The 24,476-nt window shown below is 47.0% G+C and carries 26 protein-coding genes; 19 read left to right on the top strand and 7 right to left on the bottom strand.

Annotated features, from left to right (window positions below; all coding sequences use genetic code 11):
* Positions 1–7: 7 nt before the first annotated feature.
* From EKM70_RS11495 to trhA, 4 genes are all read right to left on the bottom strand, one after another.
* The gene (locus EKM70_RS11495) at positions 8–595 is read right to left on the bottom strand and encodes a hypothetical protein (protein ID WP_225416379.1); all 588 of its coding nucleotides are present in this window, start codon (positions 593–595) and stop codon (positions 8–10) included.
* Between the two features lie 132 nt (positions 596–727).
* Positions 728–1,426 carry a hypothetical protein gene (locus EKM70_RS04815; protein WP_125545772.1) on the bottom strand — a complete coding sequence of 233 codons (699 nt, stop codon included), beginning with the start codon at positions 1,424–1,426 and terminating at the stop codon, positions 728–730.
* A complete protein-coding gene (locus EKM70_RS04820) occupies positions 1,416–2,210 on the bottom strand; it encodes a hypothetical protein (protein WP_125545774.1) in 795 nt (264 codons plus the stop codon). The genes EKM70_RS04815 and EKM70_RS04820 overlap by 11 nt, the downstream gene beginning before the upstream one ends.
* A 587-nt stretch (positions 2,211–2,797) precedes the next feature.
* Positions 2,798–3,439, bottom strand: coding sequence for a PAQR family membrane homeostasis protein TrhA (gene trhA, locus EKM70_RS04825; RefSeq protein WP_125545776.1), 642 nt, complete (start codon positions 3,437–3,439; stop codon positions 2,798–2,800).
* Between the two features lie 167 nt (positions 3,440–3,606).
* Between trhA and EKM70_RS04830 the strand changes: the two genes are divergently transcribed.
* The 15 genes from EKM70_RS04830 (at position 3,607) to topA (ending at position 17,379) form a co-directional block, all read left to right on the top strand.
* Positions 3,607–4,458, top strand: coding sequence for a DegV family protein (locus EKM70_RS04830; protein ID WP_125545778.1), 852 nt, complete (start codon positions 3,607–3,609; stop codon positions 4,456–4,458).
* A gap of 64 nt (positions 4,459–4,522) precedes the next feature.
* Entirely contained in the window at positions 4,523–5,449 is a 927-nt protein-coding gene (locus tag EKM70_RS04835) for an SGNH/GDSL hydrolase family protein (RefSeq protein ID WP_125545780.1), read from the top strand.
* Between the two features lie 16 nt (positions 5,450–5,465).
* Positions 5,466–6,062, top strand: coding sequence for a YpmS family protein (locus tag EKM70_RS04840; protein ID WP_125545781.1), 597 nt, complete (start codon positions 5,466–5,468; stop codon positions 6,060–6,062).
* Positions 6,063–6,074: 12 nt separating this feature from the next.
* Entirely contained in the window at positions 6,075–6,296 is a 222-nt protein-coding gene (locus EKM70_RS04845) for a YozE family protein (protein ID WP_125545783.1), read from the top strand.
* Between the two features lie 299 nt (positions 6,297–6,595).
* On the top strand, positions 6,596–6,970 hold the full coding sequence (locus EKM70_RS04850) for a hypothetical protein (RefSeq protein WP_125545785.1): 375 nt from the start codon (positions 6,596–6,598) through the stop codon (positions 6,968–6,970).
* A gap of 30 nt (positions 6,971–7,000) precedes the next feature.
* Complete coding sequence (locus EKM70_RS04855; RefSeq protein ID WP_125545787.1) at positions 7,001–7,600, top strand: hypothetical protein; 600 nt, start codon at positions 7,001–7,003, stop codon at positions 7,598–7,600.
* A gap of 132 nt (positions 7,601–7,732) precedes the next feature.
* Complete coding sequence (locus tag EKM70_RS04860) at positions 7,733–8,899, top strand: hypothetical protein (protein ID WP_125545790.1); 1,167 nt, start codon at positions 7,733–7,735, stop codon at positions 8,897–8,899.
* A 285-nt stretch (positions 8,900–9,184) separates the two neighbouring features.
* A complete protein-coding gene (locus EKM70_RS04865) occupies positions 9,185–9,733 on the top strand; it encodes a hypothetical protein (protein WP_125545792.1) in 549 nt (182 codons plus the stop codon).
* 115 nt (positions 9,734–9,848) lie between these two features.
* Positions 9,849–10,391: a hypothetical protein gene (locus EKM70_RS04870; protein ID WP_125545794.1), complete on the top strand. Its 543-nt coding sequence runs from the start codon at positions 9,849–9,851 to the stop codon at positions 10,389–10,391.
* Positions 10,392–10,563: 172 nt separating this feature from the next.
* Positions 10,564–10,971 carry a hypothetical protein gene (locus EKM70_RS04875; protein ID WP_225416380.1) on the top strand — a complete coding sequence of 136 codons (408 nt, stop codon included), beginning with the start codon at positions 10,564–10,566 and terminating at the stop codon, positions 10,969–10,971.
* 259 nt (positions 10,972–11,230) lie between these two features.
* On the top strand, positions 11,231–11,743 hold the full coding sequence (locus EKM70_RS04880) for a hypothetical protein (RefSeq protein ID WP_125545798.1): 513 nt from the start codon (positions 11,231–11,233) through the stop codon (positions 11,741–11,743).
* Positions 11,744–12,572: 829 nt separating this feature from the next.
* On the top strand, positions 12,573–13,436 hold the full coding sequence (gene ylqF / locus EKM70_RS04885) for a ribosome biogenesis GTPase YlqF (RefSeq protein ID WP_125545800.1): 864 nt from the start codon (positions 12,573–12,575) through the stop codon (positions 13,434–13,436).
* Positions 13,426–14,214 carry a ribonuclease HII gene (locus tag EKM70_RS04890; protein WP_125545802.1) on the top strand — a complete coding sequence of 263 codons (789 nt, stop codon included), beginning with the start codon at positions 13,426–13,428 and terminating at the stop codon, positions 14,212–14,214. Before ylqF ends, EKM70_RS04890 begins: the two co-directional genes overlap by 11 nt.
* Before the next feature lie 26 nt (positions 14,215–14,240).
* Entirely contained in the window at positions 14,241–15,134 is an 894-nt protein-coding gene (gene dprA, locus EKM70_RS04895) for a DNA-processing protein DprA (protein ID WP_125545804.1), read from the top strand.
* Between the two features lie 133 nt (positions 15,135–15,267).
* The gene (gene topA, locus EKM70_RS04900) at positions 15,268–17,379 is read left to right on the top strand and encodes a type I DNA topoisomerase (RefSeq protein WP_125545806.1); all 2,112 of its coding nucleotides are present in this window, start codon (positions 15,268–15,270) and stop codon (positions 17,377–17,379) included.
* A gap of 234 nt (positions 17,380–17,613) precedes the next feature.
* Here the strand turns inward: topA and EKM70_RS04905 are convergent, their stop codons facing one another.
* Both EKM70_RS04905 and EKM70_RS04915 read right to left on the bottom strand, forming a co-directional pair.
* Positions 17,614–18,285 carry a chloramphenicol acetyltransferase gene (locus EKM70_RS04905; protein ID WP_125545808.1) on the bottom strand — a complete coding sequence of 224 codons (672 nt, stop codon included), beginning with the start codon at positions 18,283–18,285 and terminating at the stop codon, positions 17,614–17,616.
* A gap of 20 nt (positions 18,286–18,305) precedes the next feature.
* Positions 18,306–19,385, bottom strand: coding sequence for a DUF2087 domain-containing protein (locus EKM70_RS04915; RefSeq protein ID WP_225416381.1), 1,080 nt, complete (start codon positions 19,383–19,385; stop codon positions 18,306–18,308).
* A gap of 302 nt (positions 19,386–19,687) precedes the next feature.
* Here EKM70_RS04915 and xerC point away from each other — a divergent pair, with 302 nt between their 5' ends.
* From xerC to EKM70_RS04935, 4 genes are all read left to right on the top strand, one after another.
* On the top strand, positions 19,688–20,620 hold the full coding sequence (gene xerC, locus EKM70_RS04920) for a tyrosine recombinase XerC (RefSeq protein ID WP_125545810.1): 933 nt from the start codon (positions 19,688–19,690) through the stop codon (positions 20,618–20,620).
* Between the two features lie 14 nt (positions 20,621–20,634).
* Positions 20,635–21,177, top strand: a complete 543-nt coding sequence (gene hslV, locus EKM70_RS04925) for an HslVU peptidase proteolytic subunit (protein WP_057732546.1) — start codon at positions 20,635–20,637, stop codon at positions 21,175–21,177.
* 14 nt (positions 21,178–21,191) lie between these two features.
* Positions 21,192–22,604 (top strand): ATP-dependent protease ATPase subunit HslU, encoded by a 1,413-nt coding sequence (gene hslU, locus EKM70_RS04930; protein ID WP_125545812.1) that lies wholly within the window; start codon positions 21,192–21,194, stop codon positions 22,602–22,604.
* A gap of 92 nt (positions 22,605–22,696) precedes the next feature.
* Entirely contained in the window at positions 22,697–23,572 is an 876-nt protein-coding gene (locus tag EKM70_RS04935) for an aldose 1-epimerase family protein (protein ID WP_125545814.1), read from the top strand.
* Between the two features lie 54 nt (positions 23,573–23,626).
* Here EKM70_RS04935 and plsY read toward each other — a convergent pair whose 3' ends face one another.
* Positions 23,627–24,247 carry a glycerol-3-phosphate 1-O-acyltransferase PlsY gene (gene plsY, locus EKM70_RS04940; RefSeq protein WP_125545816.1) on the bottom strand — a complete coding sequence of 207 codons (621 nt, stop codon included), beginning with the start codon at positions 24,245–24,247 and terminating at the stop codon, positions 23,627–23,629.
* Positions 24,248–24,476: the final 229 nt, after the last annotated feature.

Consider the following 24,476-nt stretch of genomic DNA (forward strand, 5'->3'; position numbering starts at 1 on the left):
TTCTCTCTCATTTCATTTCAAATTTTCCATAGATTAACACATACGCAACGCACAACAGTAGGGAACAAATTATCAGCTCAACAATTGATGCCTGAGGCATTGCCGTTCTTCTTGTAGCCATTGTCAGATTTAAAGGATTCAGCTTATTTATTGAAAATGCAGTGTAGACAACAAAAAGGATTGGCACCAGTAACAGGAAGATCCTGTTAATCCAGCCACACAACTGCTGAACGACAAGAATAGCTAGCAGTGATAGAAACAAGATAAAGTTAAATACCAAATACTGTTCAAGTAAATTGCGTTTTAAAAAACCAGTGAATCCTAGGGAACTGAGATCAACTAGTGTTGTGGTTAATTGGATTATCCCCATGTAACCCAAGACTAGCAAGATTAAAAAGGATAAGTTGATTAATCCTACCTGCATTTTGGTGAATCTCTGGCTTCTAATTTGCGACAGTAACTTTTGGTGAACTTGATTAAAACTGTCACCGATGATAAATAAGGGCAGCATTAATAGTAGCAGCCAGAAAATAGGGAGATAGGGGTGTCCGGCCTTAATCATTTCAAAGCTTGGACCATTCGTCGTGGCTTCCAAAATGGAATTATAAGCATGAAACCGTACTTTCAAGATAATAATTGTCGCGACGTAAATGCCAGTAAGCCATAAAAAACGTTGAAGCACATGTGACACTAAGTATTTGAATTGTACATACATCAATCTGGTCACTTAATAATCCCTACCTTTTACAATGGCATTTAAAATCGCGGAAATAACCCCAAGCATTGGCAACAAACTAAGACAATTAATCAATTTTACTAATGGTGGTTCAAAATCCATAAATTTCCAAAATGGGAGACTAACGCCTACTTGATGTAGACTAAAAAAAAGTAGGTTGAGTGAGACGGCGACGAAAATGCCAATTATTCTTTTTCTAGTTAACATGAATCCAATTAAAGCTATAAGTACTAAGAGAAGTTGCGCAAAGTAGACCTGAACAAGGCCTAATAAGACAATAACTAAAGTTTGAAAATCTGTAATCGTTCTTAGACTCGCGAAACTTGCCACCGTTAACGTCGCCCACGGCGCCCATAAGAGAAACTGTATTAGAAGAGACTGAACGAGTATCTGGTAAAATAAGGTCTGTCGTGTTCCAACGGTTAGATAGTCAGTGGACCGGTAGGTAATATGTGATATCGCAATCAAAGAGGTAACCAGTAAATAGATAAGGCCGATTGCAAACTTGCCAAACATTTGTGTATATACCGTGGTAAACATCATTGCGTCACCGGTGAATACAGCTGGCTCGCTCATAATAGTTATAAATTTAGAGGCAACAATCAAGAGAATCACGGTACTGGCAATTCCCAATGCCCTGAAATAAAGGGGAATATAATGTACCTGCTGTTTAAAGACGTTATAAATCACTGAGTTTTTCCCTTCCTAACCGTAGAAGTATCATTGTGCATCCAATGGATACAATGGTTGTGGCTAAGGTTGTCCCAAGACTGATATCTGACATCGCGGTTTGTTTAAGAAAGTCTGCGGGTGATAGGCTATACGGTGTAACATGCAAGCCTTGGAATAACAGTAAGGACATTTGGATCAGCAATCCGACGCTCAGGGAGAAAAAGCGATTATTCAAATTCAATGATATTGCGGTCGTAAACAAGGCGTATAGTCCTCCCCAAAGGAACACCATGATTAAGTTCAGCAAATAATGAACAAATGGATGGGTGTAATACAGTGATACTAGCAAGGTATTTCGATTAATAACTAAAATATTTTGGTTTAATAGATTATCTGGGAAGGTACTAGGCACCTTTAATGCAATTGCTGTAAAGTTGACTAATAATGGCAGTGTGACAATTAAACCACCTAGTAGAAAGGCTAAAACGTAGTAATCTCGAAGCACTTGCTTCAACGTATTTTTCAACTTCACCTGCATGAAAAAACCATTACTTAGATCCTTTTTTAGCAAAGTGGCTGCTGGCAATGCCGCTATTAGAGGTAAGACCAGGTAATAAGCAATTGAAGCAAAATGAAAGCTATCAATTCCCATCCATAATGTGTACGGGGAAGAGTGAAAAGAATTAGATTGTTGGGTAAATTGTTGCAGTATTGGATAAGCTTGAATGCTTGGAAGAAGTAACGCGATAACAAATATCGAAAAAAGTGTCCGTTTATTTAGCCGATGCCATAAAGTTAACAACTGACGTGCTCCAATCTAATTATTGACTTATGTTTCATGGTAATCCGGAGATAAGCATCGAGATTCCAGTTCCACACGGTATTACTCCCTAAGTAGGTCACTTATCTCCGCACTTCGTAACTATACAGAAGTTGTTTAGACATGCAAAGGACGAAACGTTCGCATTCAAAAAGCCTATAAGTATACATACATCGTAATGTATACTTATAGGCTCCTTTAGTATTTATCCATAATTTATACCTGTACGATTGGTACAGACGTGCTTTCTACTTGATCAAAAAAGCAAAACCGTCTTTTGAATAATTGGTATGTACCAGTCCAATAAATCTTTCCGGCTTTTTCTATCATTCAGTATCCAACGATATTCATAGAACTGGTTACAAGCGTTTTAATATCTTTTTTTGAAATCTATGCTTTAATCCGCAAGTCAGACAGGGGTTGTTGAAGGATAGTAAGACAGGATATATGTTTCCTGAATACCCTACAGTCGTCTGTGGGCACATTGTGCATTAAAAACCAACTAATGAGATCCCTCTATGACCGTATCTGGTTTGAGTGGCTAACATTCCCTAGTATTTTTCGTTTTTTTAAGCGTAGAGCAAGATCGAGAAGTACATCAATCCGGTTCCTAGCATCACAAAGAGATGCCAGATGACGTGGCCGAAGGGAATCCCTTTAAAGCTGTAGATGACGGCACCCAAGGTAAACGCCACGCCGCCCGCAACCAGCAAACTGAACCCAATCGGTCCGAGGCCACGATACAGGGGTGAAATTCCCATCAAGCACATCCAGCCCATGACGACGTAAATCACCGTGGAAAGTTTTTGAAATTTTCCTAGCCAGATCGCTTTGTAGATAACTCCGGCGATGGCCATGGCCCAGATGATCCCGAACATGACCCAGCCCAAGGTTCCACCAACCACTAATAGACTGAATGGCGTATAGGTTCCAGCAATCAATAGGTAGATGGCACAATGATCAAATATTTGAAAGACATGGCTGGCACGGGTAAAGTACAACCCGTGGAAGAGGGTTGAGGCTAAGTAGAATAGCACTAAGATGATCCCGTAAACCAGGAAGGTGGTCATCCGTAGTTGCCCACCTTTACCATGAGCTTGTAAGATTAGGATTACCAGACCGGCAATACTCAGCGCGGCGCCGATGCCGTGAGTCACGGCATTGAGCACTTCATTAACGATTTGATAGGTGTGACTGCGTTCTTGTGTCAAGCAAACTCCTCCTTAAGTGACCAGTCTTGAAACTTTTAACAAACTGGCCCGGTGAGTTAGCAACAACTACTGAAAAAATTCAGTAACTCTGCTATACTATTACCGTATGTTTCATTACGCATATTGTAGCATAAACCAAATCTCTGGTCAGAAAGAGTGGGATATCCATGGCTAAAATTAAAATTGTTACGGATTCATCTGCTGGCTTAACCGATCAGCAAATCCAAGACTATAACATTACCATTATCCCGTTGACGGTCATGATCGATGACACCATTTACGTTGAACGGGAATCCATCACAAACAAAGAATTTATTGAAAAAATGAAAATGTCCAAGACCCTACCGAAGACGAGCCAACCGCCGTTAGGTAAGTTCGTTGAGACTTTCGACAAGCTCGGGGCAGACGGCAGTTCCGTCATCTGCTTCAGCATGTTAGCCGCCATCAGTGGCACGGTTCACACCGCCGAACAGGCCGCACAACTATCGAAAACCGACGTCACCGTTGTGGATAGCCAATACACCGATCAGGCGTTGGCCTTCCAAGTTGTCGAGGCTGCCAAGTTAGCGGCAGAGGGTGCCGATAAGCAAGCCATCTTAGACCGGGCTGTGGCTGTCCGTGACCACACCAAGCTCTTTATGGGCATCGTAACGCTTGAGAACATTCTCAAGGGTGGTCGCCTTAGCCGGGCTGCGGGTATGCTAACGGCTTTGTTAAACATTAAGATCGTGCTCCAGGTCACTGGGGGCGAACTGAAGATCAGAGCTAAGGGCCGGGGTATGAAGACTATCGACCGTTACTTTGACAAAGTGTACGAACAGATGAAACAGATTCCAGATATCAAAGCGATTGGCATTTCTCACGTGGAGGCCTTCGAATCCGTTGACAAGATTCAGGGTCACCTGCATGAGATGTTCCCGGACAAAGATGTCCTGGTCAGAGAAACGGTACCCATCATCGCCACCCATGGGGGACCTGGGGCCTTTGCTCTGATGTACTACACCGATCCAACTAAATAACACCATCGACAAAAAAGGGGTGGCATAGCCACCGCTTTTTATTTATCCCGAGGGGGACTTTAAAATGAAGAAAATCGGAAGACTCAGTAAGGTGATTGGGGTCGCTTTACTCCTGGTACTCATCGTTTTGGCTGCCTTGACCTACTGGCACCCCGGCGTCCGGACGACAAAGAGTGGCACCGCTAACCAGCACCGGAAAGTTGTGCGGGTCGTGGCCTTGGGAGACTCACTGACCGAAGGGGTCGGCGATCCACAAAAGGACAAGCAGGGCGGCTATACCGGCCGTCTCAAGACCATGATTCGCCAAAAGGATCACGTCAAGGTCGTCATGCATAATTACGGCAAGTCCGGTGATCGTAGTGACCAGATTGAAGCGCGGCTGGTCAAGAGTTCCAGCATGCAGCGGCAGTTAGGAAAGGCCCAGGCAGTCGTGATGACTGTTGGGGGTAATGACCTGCTACAGACGTTGACAAAGAATGTCACCATTAACCAACAGTCGCGCCTCAATACGCAACTGGACTCCGCAGAAACCACCTACCAACAGAAGCTCAAGCATCTCTTGGACACGGTGCGACACTACAATCCTAGTGCACCAATTTATCTCTACTCAATCTACAATCCCATCTACGTTTACTTTGCCGATGTGGCGCAGATTACGAATGCCGTCGACGATTGGAACGACGCGACGGAACAGACGGCCGATAAGTTTAAGCAACTCTACATGGTCGATATCAACCGTGCCTTATCCGTTGGCCAGTTCAAGTCAGTCACCCAACAGGTGAAGTTAAAACGCACCGCTCAGAAGGCCAACGACGGGCAACTCTCGGCACAGAACTTTCAGAAGCAAATCCTAGCTAGCAGTGCGACTGACGAGCTGAATGATTATCTGTCACCCGTCGACCACTTTCACCCCAATGCCAAGGGGTATCGCTTGATGACTGACTACGTCTTCAAGAAAATGCAAGCCCACCAACAGTGGCTAATGAAGTAAGGAGGCACCATCTTTTATGAAACGACACGCGACAACCACTTCGACCAACTGGTGGAAGTGGGGCTTTATCGGGCTAGTTAGCCTGTTCGTCATTATTCTTGTGGTCATGGGGATCAAGGCCACGTCCGGCGTTAAGGTGGCCTCTACGGCCAAGCCCGACACGGATACCACCAATATCAATGTGACTCTGAATAAACGCCAGGTGAATGCCTTGGCAGACTACTATGTCAATAAGTCCCTTGAGGGGCAAGATGTTAAGTATCAGTTCCAGGTCACGGATCACGCCATGATTACCGGTTCAACTAAAGTTTTAGGTGCTAACGTGAACTTCGTGTTACTCTTAAAGCCCACAGTGTTGCCCTCTGGTGACGTTAAATTGAAGGCACAGAAGCTCTCAGTGGGGTCATTGCCCGTGCCGATCAGCTTCGTGATGAGCTACATCGCCAAGAACTATCCACTACCCAAATGGGTTGCCATGGATACGCGGCAAAGCACCATGACGCTACATCTGACTGCTATTGGCAATGGCAAGAAGTTATCCTACGCTGCCAAGAAGATCGACATGTCCGGTGCCGGGAAGTTCGTCTTCCAAGCTCGGATTCCGAAAAAATAAAGGAGGAATTGTATGCCTAAGACGTTTTATCAATTTCTCATGACGCAACGTAACCCAGAGAGTTTTGAGCCGCTCGCTAATTTTGCGAACAATGCTTTTCTGGATAGCGCCTTTCCTAAACAAGAGACTGAATTTGACCCCTTGTCCAAATATTTAGAAGAAAATGCGCCATACCTGCCATCCATGACTATTTTTGATGATGCCTGGCAACTCTACTTGGCATCACTGGCTTAAGCTTCATGAAATTAAATGGCAACGACTAAAGTCTATCTGCGGATAGGCTTTTTATTTTGACCCAAGTTGACTGCCACACTGGAAACGATTTTTACCAGTGCCTTAAATTTTCGTCAATTGGACAGTCTAGCGGGCAATCTCCTCACTTTTACCAGATAAATCAATCATAAATACATATTATACCCATACTTATGCCTGTTGATATTGATACTTTGTCCTATATTTGCTAGTATAATCTGTATAAAGTATAGGTTATCCTTGTATTCTGAAATTATAATAACGAAATTGGAGTGGTGAGGATGAAGTCAAAGCTGTCAGGTGTTAAGCCTGCATGGATCATTGGAATTGTAATCGCACTTATTGTCATTGTGGTTGGTGTTATTGCACTAAAGCCTAAAAAGTTAAACGGCAATTATTCTACAGAGGTCACCGTTTTATTTATCAAGTCGAAAGATACATTGAAATTCACCCGTGATAATAAGGTCGTTGAATACCAGGATGGGAAGAAGGGGGCCACAGGAACTTACAAGATTGATGGTAAGGACCTGAATTTCAACCTCGATAGTACCGCGATTAACGCCAAGCTGGCTGATGATCACAAATCATTCAAGGTCACCTCTGGATCTGGTTCGGGTGCAGTAGCCGCAGGTTTGACATATACCCTCGAAGATTAGTCTCACATAAAAAGATAAGAAGATGACATCATGACAAAAGAAGAAATTTTAACTTACTTATTTGCAAAACGTGATTTAACTGCCGGCGTTCAAGATGCGCGCCACGACGCCTATGAGGCCAAACAGGCCTTCGAGGCTAAGACCAAGTCGCTCAAACGACAAACAATCTGGATCGCTGTTGGGGGATTTTTCCTGACCCCCATTGTGGTCGGTATGGTTGCCAAGATTCTTGGGGATATCATTGGATTAATTGGAATATTTGCCTGGTGGGGTGCTCTGATCTACGCCGTCATTCTCTATTTCCAGAAGAAGAAAGCAGCCGCACAGGTTGTCGAACAGGCCAATGAAAAGGTCACCCAAGCCATGTCAGAGCAAGCCTATATCGACGGTAAAGCTGACTTTCCTGACAAGTTCTACAGCTTTTGGACAATCGATCGTTTGATTCATTTGATTAACGAAAACCGGGCAACCTCGTTGCAGGAAGCCTTTAACGTTGCCGAAACACAAGACTTCCAGAACGACCAATTGTCTCTGCAACAAGAAAATCTTGCCGTTAGCCAGTCAACGAATAAGATGTCGGCGATTTCCGCTGCGGCTAATGTCTTTACGGCATTCAACACCCGGAAGTAATGACTTCCACTTTATTAGTCTAGAACTTTATCAGACGCCGAATGGCTACGATCAGTAGCTTATTTTCGGCGTCCAAGGTTCTGGGCTTTTATTTTAGCTAGCCAAATCAAACCACATATAGGAGAGGTCAATATGGATGCCCTAAAACAAGTTTCAAAGAAAACCTGGACCCGCGTTGGTATCGTCGCCGTAATCTTAATTTTAATTTTTGGTGGGGCGTACTTCTGGAATCACCGCAAGATTAGTGTTTTCAGTCACAACGCGTCAAATGTCCGTTTTACCGGCTACAATGGTTCCGGTAACGTCACCTTCGATTCCGCAGATATCATCATGAAAACCATGGTCAAGCGCGTCAAGCTCGGTGACTACTGGGCCAATAAGCTCACAGCTAGACCCGATGATATTGAGAACTGGCAGGACGATGAAACTGGACTGTCATCCGGAGATAGCGAGAAGCTCGCCAAGATTAGCCAATGGTATAAAGAAACCTCAGTGACCGCCTCTAAATCTGGTGATCTCAGTAATGGTGACACGGTGACTCTGAAGGTTGACACGAGCAATGACAAGTCCAATCCCATTAAGCCGGAAAGTAAAACCTTCAAGGTAAAAGGCCTGGATAAGATCAAGACCATCGCTACGAGTTCTGTTTTCAAGGAGCTGAAGGTGTCCTTCACTGGCTTTAACGGTCGTGGTCAAACGGTGATCAAGAGTCAGGGTGCTGACTGGAAGGACGCAAATGACTTGACAGTTACCAACAATGGTCACCTTTCCAACGGGGATAAGGTGAAGATTCAAGCCCCTGTAGACTTCTTCAACAACGATGGCAAGACCTATACAGGAAAACACTACTTCACGGTAAAGGTGCATGGTCTTAAACCATTGACTAAGTTCAAGAATGTCAAAGCCGTTCAAAAACTTAGCGATGCCTTGATTGACAAGGAATACTCGGCCGATGATGAGTTTGGAAATTACGCCAATAGTTTCAAGGCCATGTATCTCATCCCATATACTGATAATGATGATAACGGCTTCGAAGAAGATGTTACCATCAACAGCGATGCTGATCTCAGCGGTACGCAACTCTTAGAGGTTGATACCCTCTACACCGTGATCGATAAGGATGACGAGGATGCCAAGCCTGAAATCTACAATGTACGGTTGACTGAACTTAAGTATGACTCTAAGGGGAACATCAATATTAGTAAATTAGACACAGATGATAATTCCTCGATTGAACCTGTCGGTAGCTTCAAAACAACGGAACACAACTTCAAGACGGATGGCATTCAGATCAAATAGATCCAGGCGGGAATACCGAAAAGTTATTTACGTGCCAACTGAAACGACAACGATTTCAAAACGGTATAACACCGTGACCGGTGTGCCTAGTTTTCAAGTGGTCTTATTCGACTATGGTCATCGTCGTTTGAAGGGTTAGGGGAGTGATTCAGATGCTTATCTGGGATAGCTCATAGTTAGTGTCCAGCTTCAAAATTTGGTCGGTCACTAACGACCAGCCAGTGGAGTAAGTTCGCAACCCCGTGTTAATTCGTGTAAAAACAGCAAATCAAGGGAGTTCTTAAAATGAAAAAAGTAAATCGTATTTTAGTGGCCACAATGATGGCCTTCACCATGTTGGGCGGCACGGTTGTGCCGAGTGTCACTGCGGCTGCTACCAAAAAGACTGGTTACAGTCGGATCGGAAAGACCTCATTGGCACATACTAAGTATAAGGTTAAGAATACCAAGGGTCGGACTTACAAAATGACTGGTAAGGCTAAGAATATCAAGTTGAAGACCAATCATTATTTGAAGAATTATAAAAAGACCAAATGGACTCGAACGAAGAGTACATTAATCAAGCATAAGGGTAATTGGATGCTTTACTATTACATGACACCGATTACTAAGAAAAAGCATGCTGGCGGCTGGGTCAAATTAACGGATATGAAACCAGTCAAAACGCATAAAGCAAGTAAATATGTTATGGCAGATTTTGACACATGGTATCGGGGGTTAAGTACGAAGCAACGTAATCAGTATTATCAACTTGTTCGCGATGGCGATAACACGGATGCCGAACATGAATTATCATCATACGCAGGGTGGTTACAATATGTCTTGTTCAGTTAAAACAAGTAAACTCAACCAATTTATCAACTTCATATTTCAGCCACAACAGCTGTTATACAAGTTAAGAAATCGGTCTTTAAGCCTGTAGCGTGTCAAAACCAAAGGAGCTTTCAAAATGAAAAAAATGAGTCGTATTTTAGTAGCCACTGCCATGGTCTTTACTACGATGGGTGGCACCGTTGTTCCGAGTGTGACGGCATCTGCTGCCAAGAAGACTGGGTATAGTCGGATTAGAAAAGTAAGCACATGGAACCATGCCAAATATCGGGTCAAAAATACCAAAGGTAAAACCTATAAGATGACTGGAACAACTAAAAATGTAAAGTTGAAGACCAATCATTATTTGAAGAATTATAAGAAGAACAAATGGACTCGAACCAAGATTACCCAAATCAAGCATAAGGGTAGTTGGATGGTCTACTATTATATGATTCCAATTACCAAGAAGAAACATGCTGGTGGCTGGGTTAAGTTAACGGATATGAAGCCTGTGAAGACTTATAAGGCAACTAAGCATACGGAGGCTGATTTTGACACCTGGTATCGAACCTTCAATAAAAAGGGTCGCAACCAATATGCACACAGTACTGATGGCGCAGCTCTTGATGCATTAGGAAACCCTTCTCAAACTGTTTATTTGTCTATGTTTTTTAAATAAGTCTACTGTAATTTAAGCAGTCGGCCAAAAGGAAGTTTTTAGAATGAAAAAATTGAATCGTATTTTAGTAGCCACCCTGACGGCCTTCACGATGTTGGGCAACACGGCTGTATAGAATGTGACAGCTTCGGCAGCTAAGAAGACCGGCTACAGTCGAACATTTAAGACGCCATTGGCACACGACAAATATAAGGTTAAGAATAAAAATGGTCGTATTTTTAAGATGACTGACAAGGCTAAAAATATTAAGTTGAAGACTAACCATTACTTGAAGAATTATAAAAAGACCAAATGGATTCGAACCAATAGCACCTTAATCAAGCATAAGGGTAATTGGATAGTTTATTACTATATGAAACCAATTACAAAGAAGAAGCATACGGGTGGCTGGGTCAAGTTAACGGATATGAAACCTATCAAAACACATAAAGCGATCAAGTATACGTATGCTGATTTTGATACGTGGTATCGTACATTGACTAAAAAGCAACGTAATCAGTATTACCAACTTGTTCGCGATGGTGATAATACAGATGCTGAAGGTGAGCTATTGCCATTTTCAAGTGGGTATTTTCTATAAAAATCAATCAGTTCATACAAGTAGACTCAGCCAACTTATTTTAACTTCATATCTTAGCCACAACAGCTGTCATACAAGTTAAACAATCGGCCAAAAGGTAGACTTTTTAGGCTAGTGATTTGCCTACGCGGATCGCTACACATTGGGGGCTAATTCCGACCCACATCCATTTCACTCATGTACTCATTGTAAGTGTTTCTAAACACAGTCAATGACAAACTGTCAGTATCTCTAATTACTATGAAGGGAGTTTTTTAAAATGAAAAAAACGAGCATCAACATTGCCGCGTTTGCGGCAATGTTGATGCTCGGTGGTAGCTTAGCACCAGCAACCACAGCTGATGCAAGCACCAAGTATCGGCGCACCAAAATTGTAAAAGTTAAACATACCAAGTATAAGGTGCGAAACAAGAAAGGTAAGACTTATAAATTCAAAGGTAGTTCAAAGAAACTAACTTTGAAAGCCAATCATTACCTGAAGAACTATACTAAATCAACTTGGAAACGCACGAAGCAAACCAAGGTATACCGGGTTGGCAAAAAGAAGGTTGTATACTACTATGTGACCACGTCAAAGCATAAGGCGGCTGGCTGGGTTAAGAAGTCTGATTTGAAGGTTAAATCAGCGAAGAAGGCTAAGACAATCAATAACGACAACAATTCAAAGCCTAAGAATAATAAGACTCAAGCCAAATCACAATTAAAAAAAGATTTTGATGCACGAGTGGGAACAGGCAGTGCCGGTGGTGGTCCTATGCCATCAGTATGGTAAAAATAATTCATACACAGATAAATCAGACTAATGATGCTCTGATTTATCTGACTACAATTTACCTACGCAAAATGGGGCTAATCACCCACACCCACATTTCGTTCATTAATCGTTGTAATTTTCTCTAAACACAGTCGATAACAAATTGCCAAGATTTCCGATTACTATAATCGAAATCGACCAATACCGATTATGGATTATGGTCGATCGGCTAACATGAATTACCTTTCAACTGGTAATCGCAACAGGAACTGGCTGTGATTCAAGTCAGCATACGGAGAACCCCTGAATGAATTTTTAACCAGCATAGTTATTATGAGGTCCTTGACCGAAGCAACCTGCAACAATCTGACGGTTGTTCAGCTGCCATTGGTAGCTTTAAAACAGTGGAACACAACTTCAAAACGAATGACATTCAGATAAAGTAGGTGCGGAGAGGACATTTAAGCATCGATTGAAACACGGACTATCTTAAATCGTTCATAAAATGGTAGAATGGAAACGCTGATTAAATTCCGTTCTACCTTTTTTATGATCTTAATCTTCATAAAAGTGCAAACTGGGTTTAATCTGATCCCATATCTTGATAGATTGTTGGAAACACAAGTAGTTCCTAGAATAATCATGTGATTTTCCACGAAAGAGCAACCGACCATTTTGAATTAGACTTTCGAACAGAAGTAATCATCTTTTTACTAAAATAACTAGCATAGTTTACAAAACTTCTGGTGTCCAAACCGCCCTGGACATATGGCCATCTTTGGGCACCTTTTCTAGAATACGAATCTTGACAAGCTACAAACGTTGCTACATCAAAGGAGAGAACACTATGAGTACCATTCAATGGTTCCCAGGCCATATGGCCAAGGCAATTCGTCAAATGGAAGAAAACGTCCACCTCGTGGATATTATCTTCGAATTAGTCGACGCCCGCATTCCTGCTTCATCCCGTAACCCCGAGGTTACCCGGATCGCAAAGGACAAGCCACATCTAATCATTTTAACCAAGAAGGACTTGGCAGACCCGCAACAGACCGCCGCTTGGATGCGTTATTACCAATCACAGAACCTGCCAGCCATTTCGATTGATTCCAGGGCCAACGTGACCCCTAAGCAAATCACCAAGATTGCGGCCAGCATTCTGGCCGACAAGCTCGCGGCTGAAAAAGAAAAGGGTCTGAAGGAACGGCCAATGCGTGCCATGACCGTTGGGGTGCCTAACGTGGGGAAGTCCACGTTATTGAACCATCTAGTGAGCCGCAAGGCCGCTCAGGTCGGGGATACCCCTGGCGTGACAAAAGGGCAACAATGGTTGCGATCCAGCAAGCACCTAGAATTATTAGACACACCCGGAATCCTCTGGCCTAAGTTCAAGGATCAGGACGTGGCGTTGAAGCTTGCGTTGACCGGAGCCATCAAGGAAAAGCTCTATGCCAAGGATGACGTTGCCTTATTTGAGTTGAAATTCTTCCGGCAATATCATCAGGCTGCGCTACAGGAACGGTATCATTTGGCAGACGAAGACTTCGACCTGTCTGACGTTGATCTGTTAATGCAAATCACCGCCAAACTCGGCATGCGTGAAGATTACGAACGGGCCAGCGAACGCCTCATCTTTGACGCTCGCCGTTCTAAGATGGGTGGGTTCACCTGGGACCGCGCACCCCAAGCGGGTGAGGACCATGAGGACTAAGCCCGTTAGCCTAGCCGAACTCCGCCAACAGTTGACCGATGTAACGTCGGCTTCAGACCCCCGTCTGGAGGCGCTAGCCGTCGATCCCCGTAAAGGGGCCCAGCAACTCCTGACCAAGCTTAAACGTCAGCTTGCGCGTCGTGAGGCCGCTGAGGAAGCCTTTCAACATCGCCTCCACTACGAAAGACCATTCTGGGCAGCTGGTCAACAGGTTGCCGGCGTCGATGAAGTCGGTCGGGGTCCCTTGGCCGGGCCAGTCGTGACTGGGGCAGTTATCCTGCCCAGCGACTTTGATATTCCTTTGGTGAATGATTCCAAACAACTCACACCCAAGGAACGCGAAGCCCTGTACCCAAAGATTCTGGCCCAGGCCACGGCCGTTAGCATTGGGATTGGGAGCCCGCAACTCATCGATCAGATTAATATTTATCAGGCAACGCGGGTGGCCATGCAACGAGCCGTTCTCGGACTCGGCGTGGCCCCAGACCATTTGATCGTCGACGCCATGCAGATTCCGGTGGATCTTCCGCAGACCCGGCTAATCAAAGGGGACGCCAAGAGTGCCAGCGTTGCGGCGGCTAGTATCGTCGCTAAGGTCTACCGGGACCATTTAATGGCAGCCTACGATCGCCTTTACCCCGGCTACGGCTTTGCCAAAAATGCCGGTTACGGGACCGCCAAACACCTGAACGGCTTGGCCGATCGGGGTGTCACTCCAATTCACCGCCGAACTTTTTCACCCGTTCAGAAAATAATCGCCAATGAATCACGGAGTTAGTCCTAAAGAGGACAGGAGGTTGCGACATGCAACTGACACTTCGTGATTTTTTCATGCGCTTACCCTTAGTTACCGGCATCGGTCCCAAGACTTGTGTGGCCTGCTGGCACTGGTTAATGGCTCATCCCCAGATTCAAGCCATCACCACTGCCACTCTCGACCAATTAGGTGTCGAGCTATCATTACCCGCCGAGCGACTCAAGCAACTTCATCTGGAATTGTTCAGCCACGCCATGAACCAACAAATAACCGAAAATCTCACCCACAGTGGGTGTCTCACCATTGTCGACCAAGCCTATCCACCGCAGCTTAAAGAAATCTATACGCCACCGGTGGCCTTATTCTTTCAAGGTGACCTCCGAATTCTCCAGGGACCCCAGCTGGCGGTCGTGGGCTCACGACACCCGACCAAGTACGCCTTAACAGCCATGCGCCTATTACTACCGGCCGTAGTCGAGGCCCATATTTGTATCGTTTCCGGTCTGGCGCAGGGCGTCGATACGCTCAGTCACCAGGTCGCCTTGGCCCATCGGGGACACACGGTAGCGGTCATTGGGACCGGACTAGATAAATGTTATCCCGCCGCCAACCGTGACCTCATGGAGACCTTGGCCCACCAACAACTCGTGCTCTCCGAATATCCCTGGGGAACAAGTGGTGCCCGACATCACTTTCCGGAACGCAACCGGATCATCGCCGGTCTCTCACAGAGTGTTCTCGTGGTCGAGGCGGCTCACCATTCGGGGAGTCTGATCACGGCTAATTTTGCACTTCAGGAGAACCGAAACGTCCTTGCGGTTCCCGGGACAATCGACGGACCAAACTCGGTCGGCACCAATGAATTAATTCTCGCCGGAGCAAAACCAATCTTGAATTCTGAACATATAATGGAAGAACTTTTAGTTGACAAGCTACCCTGACTTGAAATATCATGTGTGGGATTATAGTGAAATATTTAGCGAACTTTTGTTTCGCAGTTAAAACAAGTCGATAGGAACGGGGATTCCCGCCCAGCGGGGCTTCGTTGCCTATTATTCGAGGGAGTAATGTGCATTGCCGACTAAAGCAAAAACTAAAACGACAGCTAAGAAACGGCGAAAGCCACAAAAAAAATTAGTGATTGTAGAATCACCAGCGAAAGCCAAGACCATTGAGAAGTATTTAGGTCGGACCTACAAGGTCGTTCCCAGCTTGGGACACGTCCGGGATCTGCCTAAGAGTTCCATGGGGATCGACTTCGATAACGACTATGACCCACACTACATCTCCATTCGGGGGAAGGGTGATGTGATCAAGGGCCTACGTTCGGAAGCTAAGAAGGCCAAAGCCGTCTATCTCGCATCTGACCCTGACCGTGAAGGGGAATCCATCGCTTGGCATTTAGCCCACGTCCTTAACTTGGATGTGACCGCTAAGAACCGGGTCACCTTTAACGAAATCACGAAGGACGCCGTCAAGGAAGCCTTCAAGACACCACGGTCCATCGATATGGACCTGGTCAACGCCCAACAGGCCCGCCGGATCTTAGACCGGTTAGTGGGATACTCTATCTCACCTCTGTTGTGGAAAAAGGTTAAGAAGGGTCTGAGTGCCGGTCGTGTGCAATCGATCGCACTGTCCCTGATTATCGCTCGTGAAAATGAAATTAAGGCGTTCAAACCTGAAGAATACTGGACGATCGACGCCGACTTCAAGAAAGCTCGCCACACCTTCAGCGCCAGCTACTATGGCTTAAACGGTAAGAAGGCTGACTTGAAGGACAATGACGCCGTTCAAGCCGTCTTGGGTAAGCTGGATCGCAAGGGTGACTTCGACATTACCAACGTCGTACGTAAGGAACGGAAACGTTCCCCACAGCCACCATTTACCACCAGTTCCATGCAACAAGATGCTAACCGGAAGTTAAACTTCCGGACGCGAAAGACTATGATGGCCGCTCAACAGCTTTATGAAGGGATCAACCTGGGTAAGGAAGGAACGCAAGGGCTCATTACCTATATGCGGACCGACTCCACTCGGATTTCCAGCATTGCTAAGCACGAAGCCTCAACGTTTATTCATGAAAAGTACGGCGCAGAATTTGCCGCGACCAAGCCAATCAAGGGAAAGTTGCCTGAAGGGGCTCAGGATGCCCATGAAGCTATCCGGCCAACGTCCGTCTTCCGGACACCGGCTAGCCTGAAAGAACGTCTGACCAAGGACCAATTCCGGCTCTACCAATTGATCTGGAACCGATTCGTTGCCAGTCAAATGACGAACGCGATCATGGACACCATGGCTGTTACGTTGGACCAAAACGGCGTAACCTTCAGAGCCAATGGTTCCAAGATGAAGTTCGAAGGGTTCTTGAAGATTTACAAGGGTGGTAAAGAAAAGGATAATCTCCTCCCTGATCTCGAAATTGGCGATCACGTGACCTTAGCCAAGACCGATCCGGCACAACACTTTACCCAGCCACCTGCACGTTATTCCGAAGCCAACTTGATCAAGGCTTTGGAAGAAAACGGGGTCGGTCGGCCATCAACCTATGCCCCAACGTTGGATACCATTCAACGGCGTTACTACGTTAAATTAGTCGGTCGGCGTTTCGAACCGACTGAGCTCGGAGATATCGTCAATACCATCATCAACCAGTACTTCCCGGACATCGTGGACGTTGGATTCACGGCCGGTCTGGAAGAGCAATTGGATGGAATTGAAGAAGGCAAGCAGGATTGGGTCAAGGTTATTGACACCTTCTACAAGCCATTCTCAACCGAAGTGGCACACGCCGAAGATGCGATCGAAAAGATCCAAATCAGAGACGAACCAGCCGGCTTCGACTGTGACATCTGTGGGGCCCCAATGGTCATCAAGATGGGGCGTTACGGGAAGTTCTACGCTTGTTCACGTTTCCCAGATTGCCGGAATACCAAGGCGATCGTTAAGGAAATCGGCGTCATCTGTCCCGTTTGTCACAAGGGTCAAGTCATCGAACGTAAGTCCAAGAAGAACCGGATTTTCTACGGTTGTTCACGTTATCCGGACTGTGACTTTGTCTCATGGGACAAGCCCGTTGGTCGTGATTGTCCTAAGGATGGTCACTACCTGGTTGCCAAGAAGATTCGTGGCGGCTCGCAGATTGTTTGTCCTAACGGTGACTACGAAGAAGCGCCACAGAAGTAAGTTCTCACCATTAAATCTCAATTTCGTTTCATTGGCGTTGACCTCTCGGGGGTCAACGCTTTTTTTGCCCCTTCACTTATTACTAACGTAAAAACACTCATTTTTTTCGCACTATTTTGGGAAAAATCGTTTCAATCAAATAATGGTACATCCCCAACGGTATCGTTAAGACTGTCTGTTGGCGGCATCAAAAAAACGACAGACCTATTCGGGCTGTCGTTTCTAAAATAAGCGCTAACTGGCCAACCAAATCTCAGGATGGGCAAAGGCTAACTGGAGCCGTTCCAGGAATTGACTCACGTGATAGCCATCCGCAACCGCATGATGAATCGTCAAGGACAGGGGCATTTGCCAACGCTTGGCTTTCTGTTCAAACTTTCCCGCCTGGATGACTGGGAAGAACGTGTTTAACGGGGTGAAGGGCAGGGGCGTGTAGCTGGTAAAGTGCGTCCAGGGAATGCTGCCGATCATATAGGTATTCGCACTCTGAGGAGCCTTAGGCATCGGTGTCCGCTGATCACCGTATTCAGCCAAATCAGCCAGATAGTTGCGATGGAATTGTTTGAAGTCGGGATCGTAGGCCGTCCACAGGCTAGAAATACTGTGGTCATCTGCATGCATCACCGAGTAAGACGGGTGAAGAACTTCGTAGCGTTTCAATTGCCCAGCATCGTCCCGCGACACCCTAAATTCTGGTGTCTGGGCAATGACCTTCGAGACCAGGTAGAGATAGGCCGCATTGAACTTGTAGTCACGGGCCGCAAGCCATTCTTTGGTAGCCGTGACATCGAGATCAACGGTGAGGGTGAATCCCGTTGGCATCATCTTGGTAAAGTAATAAAAGTATTCCCGTCGTGACCAAGTGGCCAGGTTGATCGGGGTGCTGTGCGTGTTTAAATTTGCCATGTGAAACCCTTTCTGGTTGCTTAATTGTAGGCTGGCTGACACTTCTCCAGCCACTTGGCCTTGAGATCCTTCATGGTCTGCCGGAGATTATCGACGTCGGCGGTATCGGCCTTCCAGAGAACGCTGTAGGTAAAGGCGTCCGCCCCGAGGGCATTCCAATCTGCCTGTAAGGCCGTATCGTGGTAGAAATTCTCGTTGAGGTTGGTTTGATAATAACCCCAGCGATTGTGAATGTTCCGGGCGACGTCAATGAAGGTCTTGCCGTTCTGGTTATTCTTGATCTGGATCACACCGTAGTAGGTCGGTGCCGCCTTATAGTTTTGAATGATTTCTTTGCGATTCATTTGTTGCTCCTTATCATCAAGGTTCCGCCAATATTCACTACCACTCGCCGTCCGCTTCAGGAACCCATAATCAACTAAGTAGCGACGCAGTAAGGGGAAGTCAGCATAGATCGGCTTCAACTTGGCTGTAAGCTCCACTTCCGTCAGATGCTGGGTCATGGGCAAGGTCTGACTGACCCGCGTCAAGATCGCTAAGATGGCTTTTTGGTGTCTAGGCCACCGCGTTAATGTCAAAGGGTTGATGGACGTAAAGTACTTCGTGACCAGCTCGTCGTACTCGGCGGTCGTCATGGTGAAACGCGCATCCTTTTTTCCGGGCTGTTCAGGGAACGTGACGAGTTGCTCGACCGGCGCTGGCTGATTGAAAACCTGTTCATAAATAGCCAAATAAAGTTTGGCCTGCTTGGCCTTCTCGCGGAAGGTAAACTTTTGATGCCGCACGGTGGCCGCCGCCACACCCATTTTCTCAGCAATAGTTGCATCCTTATGGCCCTGGGCAAATGCCAATAGAAGGTCACGCTGCCGGGCGGTCAGTGTATTGTATTTGTTATCAGTTCGAATCAGGTCAACCACGGCATTGGGGTGACTAGCCGCCAGGTGCCGTTGAATCATCGTGGCTGCCGGATAGAATTTATCATCTTCCGGAAAGACTTGGTCCTTGGCAAACGTCGCCTCACAAGTATTACAAATATAGGCTTCAGCCGTTTCATGCCAGCCCTGTTTAATTTCAGTTACTGTCAGATCAACTAAGTTCATGTCTCATCCCTCCAATTGCATCTACTTTACAAATGTTTATCAATTCTGTCAACAACTATTTTATCGTCAGCAAGCAAAAAGGACGATAATCACGGCTTCAATCACGTTTAAGCACATCAAGTCGCTAAAGGACATGTTTGCCGTTATCATAAACATAGTCTCTGAACACCAGTCGTTATCATTCACCACGCCATAACGGCGACCAGTCTATCAAGCCCACCCACAGCCTTTTTGATGAGTTAGTTGAGTTTTTAGAGCGTGTTTGCTAGCATTAACTCGTAAAGAAATAGGAGGTGAGCGCCGTGGCAACAGCGATTGAACAATTCATGAGTTACCTGAGCGGCGAACGCCAGTATTCACCTGAAACGGTCAAGGCCTATCGGGAGGATCTGACGGAGTTCACCACTTTTCTGAAAGAGACTGGCGGGACCAAACCTTGGGATAAGGTTGATCAGCTCGACGTGGAGGTCTATCTGAGTCATCTCTACGACCAACACTACGCGCGGACAACCATCGGTCGCAAGCTTTCCTCGCTACGTTCCTTCTATAATTTTCTGGTGAGTAATGGTCAGGTTGCCGATGACCCCTTTGCCTACATTCAACTCAAACGGCATCAGAATCATCTCCCACGGTTCTTCTATGAGCGCGAGATGACGGCGCTTTTCGCCGCGGCGGGGGCCAACCCCAACGCGCAACTCGCGACACGTGATTCCGCAGTCCTCGAAGTGCTCTACGGCACCGGAATTCGGGTTAGTGAGTGTGTGAACTTAACCATGGGCGACATCGACTTCGACAACCGCCTCATGTTGATTCACGGGAAAGGAAACAAGGAACGCTACGTGCCGTTTGGCCATTACGCCAGCGATGCTCTGAAAACTTACTTCGAGGCTGCCCGGACACCCTTGATGACGCAATTTCATCATCAGCATGACTTCGTCTTCGTCAATGCCCATGGTGAACAACTCACGTCAGCGGGGGTCACGTACCTCCTGAATCAAATGTTCAAACGTAGCACGTTGACGGGGGAGATTCATCCCCACATGTTGCGGCATACATTTGCCACCCATCTCCTGAATCACGGGGCGGATCTTCGTTCCGTTCAGGAGCTTCTGGGCCACAGTAGCCTCTCAACCACTCAGATTTATACCCACGTGACGCGAGAACACCTCCAACGGGATTACCGTCAGTTCTTTCCACGCGCCACAGCGGATCACCAGTCACCATCAACCAAATAAGGAGATTATCAACTATGCCAGTAAAATTTGAAGCCACTACCATCTGCGCGGTTCGGCACAATGGCCATAACGCCATGGCCGGCGATGGCCAAGTTACCATGGGCGAAAAGGTCATCATGAAGGGGACCGCCCATAAGATTCGCCGCATCTACAACAACCAAGTCGTTGTCGGTTTTGCCGGCAGTGTTGCCGACGCCTTCAACCTAGAAGAAAAATTCGAAGGTCAACTCAACGAATACAGCGGTAATTTACAGCGGGCCGCCGTAGAACTCGCCAAGCAGTGGCGTTCCGACCAAGCCTTACAGAAGTTGGAAGCCTTGTTAATCGTCATGGACAAAGACGAGATGCTTCTAGTGTCCGGTTCCGGTGAAGTCATTGCCCCCGACGATGACATTCTAGCCATCGGTTCCGGTGGTAACTTTGCCTTAGCCGCTGCCACGGCGTTGCATCACCATGCCACCGACATGAGCGCCAAGGAAATTGCCGAGAGTGCCATTCATATCGCCGGCGGAATCGATATCTTTACCAACGAAAACGTCATTTCTGAAGAATTATAAAGGGAGGCCTCACCGTGGACGCTATTAATAAAACACCAAAAGAGATTGTGGCCCTACTTGACCAATACGTCATCGGTCAAGATGAAGCCAAGAAAGCCATTGCCATTGCCTTACGCAACCGGTACCGGCGCATGCAGCTCGATGCCGCCATGCAAGAAGAAATTTCACCTAAAAACATGCTTATGATCGGGCCTACTGGGGTTGGGAAAACTGAAATTGCCCGGCGCTTAGCCAAGATTGTTCATGCGCCATTTACCAAGGTCGAAGCCAGCAAGTTCACCGAAGTCGGTTACGTCGGCCGAGACGTCGAGTCCATGGTCAGAGACCTCGTCGAAGTCTCCGTTAGCATGGAGAAGCAGGATCAATTCAAGAAGGTCCGTAACGACGCGGTTCAGGCAGCCAACAAGCGATTAGTCAAACTCCTGGCACCCGCCAAGAAGAAGGCTAACAAGAATAACAACGACTTCGCCAACATGATGAACATGTTTAGTCAAATGCAAAACGGCCAGACGCCAACGGCCCCAAGTGAACAAGAAGAGGTCAGTGACGACTTGCGAAACGAACGCCTGTCATTGGCTGAACAACTGAACCAAGGCCTCCTCGAAAACCACCAGGTTGAAATCGAAATGGCTGACCCGCAACAGGCCAATGCCACCGATAACAACATGTTGGGTCAAATGGGCATCGACCTCAACGACACCCTCGGTGCTATCATGCCCAAGAAGCAAATCAAGCGGACGGTCACAGTGGCTGAAGCTCGTGAAATTCTGGTCAGTGAAGAATCCGAAAAGCTGGTCAACAACGCCGACATCAATCACGACGCCATTCAACGGGCCGAAAACACCGGGATTATCTTCCTCGATGAAATCGACAAGATTGCCAAGGGCAGTAGCCAAAACAGCGGTGACGTTTCCCGTGAAGGGGTTCAACGCGACATCTTGCCAATCGTCGAAGGGACGCAGGTTAAGACCAAGTATGGGACCATCGACACCGACCACATTCTCTTCATCGCTGCCGGAGCCTTTGCCGAGTCTAAGCCTAGCGACCTCATTGCCGAACTGCAGGGTCGTTTCCCAATCCGAGTGGAATTGAATGACCTCAGCAAGGATGACTTTGTCCGAATCCTAACGGAGCCCAACAACGCACTGATCAAGCAATACATTGCCTTGATTGGTACCGACAACGTCAAGGTGACCTTCACCATGGAAGCCATCGAACGGATTGCCGAACTCGCCTTTGAACTCAACCACGAGAACCAAAACATCGGGGCGCGGCGTTTGCAGACAGTTTTGGAAAAGCTCCTCGAAGATCTCCTTTACGAAGGACCTGACATGGGAACCGGCGACGTCACGATTACCGAGAATTACGTCAACGACAAGATCGGTGACATCGTACAAAACAAAGACTTATCACGTTACATTCTTTAATCACAGCGTAAAGGACCAGGGCAGACGACCTTGGTCCTTTTTGTAGAATGCGGTATCATAAAGACAGCTCTTATCATTGTGGGAGGGATTCGATGTTAACGTTAAAAAATGACTACCTAACGGTCAAGATTAATCCGTTAGGCGCCGAAGTCAGCAGTGTCCGGGACAACGAGAGTGGTCTCGAGTACATGTGGCAGGCCGATGCCGCGTACTGGGGACGCCACGCCCCGATTCTCTTTCCAATCGTCGGTCGGTTGAATCAGGATCACTATACGTTCCAGGATCATAGCTACCACATGACCCAGCACGGGTTTGCTCGTGACCGGCCATTCACGGTTCAGGACCAAACGGCCACGCGCATCGTGCTCCAACAGACGAGTGACGATCGGACCCGTGACGTTTATCCCTTCGATTTCACGCTGACCCTAACGTTTGAACTGAAGGACCACGAGTTACGGACTGATTTAGCCGTAACGAACCCCGCGGAAGACACCTTATACTTCTCCATTGGGGCCCATCCCGGTTTCAACGTGCCTTTAGGTGGGGCGTTAGCCGATTTCACCGACTATCAGGTCACGGTGTCGCCTAAGAAGACCTACCAGCGCATCCCCTTAGTAGGCTCTTCCAGCGACAGTCAGCATCCGGTGCCGCTGGCTCTCACCCAACCCCTGACGCTGGATCACGAATTATTCAACCACGATGCGCAAATCCTAACGCTCGACAACCACGAAACAACGGTTATGCTGAGCACAACTGCCGACGATCACGGGGTAGCCTTGACTGTCGCCGCACCGTATCTGGGCATTTGGTCACCATACCCCAAGCAGGCGCCATTCGTTTGCCTGGAGCCGTGGTGGGGACTGGCCGATGACGTGCAGGCCTCGGGTCAATTTACCGACAAGGTTGGTCTGCAAAGCCTCGCAGGCGGCCAGGCCTTCACTGCGCACTACCAAGTCACTTACTTTTAGACAAAACAAAAGCTCCCAACGACTAGAAATAGCCGTCGGAAGCTTTTTCGCTTCTTAGTGTGAACGTTTATGATAGCCATGGCCAAAGGGCACCAGGGATTCGGTGCCCGCTTTAATGCGGGCAATATTAGCGCGGTGCCGGTAAAAGACAAACACCGTAAGCACTAGGGCAATTCCCGTTAAGTACCAGTCCTGAAAGGCCAGGGAGATCAGTGTGATCAACGAGAAGGCAATCATGCTGGCCAGACTCACCATGCTGGTCCAATAGATCAGGCTGACCCACAGGCCGGCCGCGATGACGAACATGATGGGGTTATAAGCCAGTAGCATTCCCGCTGACGTGGCGACGGCCTTGCCACCCTTGAAGTGGTCGAAGACCGAGAAGGTGTGGCCCAGGATGGCCATCAACCCGAATAAGAGGGGGGTAGCCGTCCCGAGAATCGTGGTCACATGACCCCAGGTAGGGAGTAAGGTGGCGACGGTGCCCTTAGCAATGTCTAACACCATGACGATGGTCCCGGCATAAGGTCCTAGGACCCGATAGGTATTGGTGGTCCCGATGTTTCCCGAACCTGACTGTCGAATATCGGTGTGGAAAAATGTTTTGCCTACCCAAACCCCATTGGGAATGGCCCCCAGAAGGTAGGCCACGATTAATAAACCAATTAATTTCACAGGTAATTCCTCCGCTCTTCCTCGCAACACGAGCCCAATCCGATCGAGATCGTGTTTATAAGCTGTTCACTATTTTAGCATGTTTTACCCATTACGCCAATTATCTCGGGAAACTAGCCACGCTTTGTTTTCCTGTGGTATGATAATGTGGTTACTGAAACCCCTAGCCGCGCGAACGCTTTCGCTTCATTGAACATATGTTCGTATCGTGGTAAACTAGGGGCATACC

Source organism: Levilactobacillus lindianensis (assembly GCF_003946095.1).
GTDB lineage: Bacteria > Bacillota > Bacilli > Lactobacillales > Lactobacillaceae > Levilactobacillus > Levilactobacillus lindianensis.

Excerpts from the sequence above, each read along its gene's own strand:
- EKM70_RS04830 (WP_125545778.1), top strand. The coding sequence starts at position 3,607 with ATGGCTAAAATTAAAATTGTTACGGATTCATCTGCTGGCTTAACCGAT.
- EKM70_RS04835 (WP_125545780.1), top strand. The coding sequence starts at position 4,523 with ATGAAGAAAATCGGAAGACTCAGTAAGGTGATTGGGGTCGCTTTACTC.
- EKM70_RS04840 (WP_125545781.1), top strand. The coding sequence starts at position 5,466 with ATGAAACGACACGCGACAACCACTTCGACCAACTGGTGGAAGTGGGGC.
- EKM70_RS04845 (WP_125545783.1), top strand. The coding sequence starts at position 6,075 with ATGCCTAAGACGTTTTATCAATTTCTCATGACGCAACGTAACCCAGAG.
- EKM70_RS04850 (WP_125545785.1), top strand. The coding sequence starts at position 6,596 with ATGAAGTCAAAGCTGTCAGGTGTTAAGCCTGCATGGATCATTGGAATT.
- EKM70_RS04855 (WP_125545787.1), top strand. The coding sequence starts at position 7,001 with ATGACAAAAGAAGAAATTTTAACTTACTTATTTGCAAAACGTGATTTA.
- EKM70_RS04860 (WP_125545790.1), top strand. The coding sequence starts at position 7,733 with ATGGATGCCCTAAAACAAGTTTCAAAGAAAACCTGGACCCGCGTTGGT.
- EKM70_RS04865 (WP_125545792.1), top strand. The coding sequence starts at position 9,185 with ATGAAAAAAGTAAATCGTATTTTAGTGGCCACAATGATGGCCTTCACC.
- EKM70_RS04870 (WP_125545794.1), top strand. The coding sequence starts at position 9,849 with ATGAAAAAAATGAGTCGTATTTTAGTAGCCACTGCCATGGTCTTTACT.
- EKM70_RS04880 (WP_125545798.1), top strand. The coding sequence starts at position 11,231 with ATGAAAAAAACGAGCATCAACATTGCCGCGTTTGCGGCAATGTTGATG.
- ylqF (WP_125545800.1), top strand. The coding sequence starts at position 12,573 with ATGAGTACCATTCAATGGTTCCCAGGCCATATGGCCAAGGCAATTCGT.
- EKM70_RS04890 (WP_125545802.1), top strand. The coding sequence starts at position 13,426 with ATGAGGACTAAGCCCGTTAGCCTAGCCGAACTCCGCCAACAGTTGACC.
- dprA (WP_125545804.1), top strand. The coding sequence starts at position 14,241 with ATGCAACTGACACTTCGTGATTTTTTCATGCGCTTACCCTTAGTTACC.
- EKM70_RS04905 (WP_125545808.1), bottom strand. The coding sequence starts at position 18,285 with ATGGCAAATTTAAACACGCACAGCACCCCGATCAACCTGGCCACTTGG.
- EKM70_RS04915 (WP_225416381.1), bottom strand. The coding sequence starts at position 19,385 with ATGAACTTAGTTGATCTGACAGTAACTGAAATTAAACAGGGCTGGCAT.
- hslV (WP_057732546.1), top strand. The coding sequence starts at position 20,635 with ATGCCAGTAAAATTTGAAGCCACTACCATCTGCGCGGTTCGGCACAAT.
- EKM70_RS04935 (WP_125545814.1), top strand. The coding sequence starts at position 22,697 with ATGTTAACGTTAAAAAATGACTACCTAACGGTCAAGATTAATCCGTTA.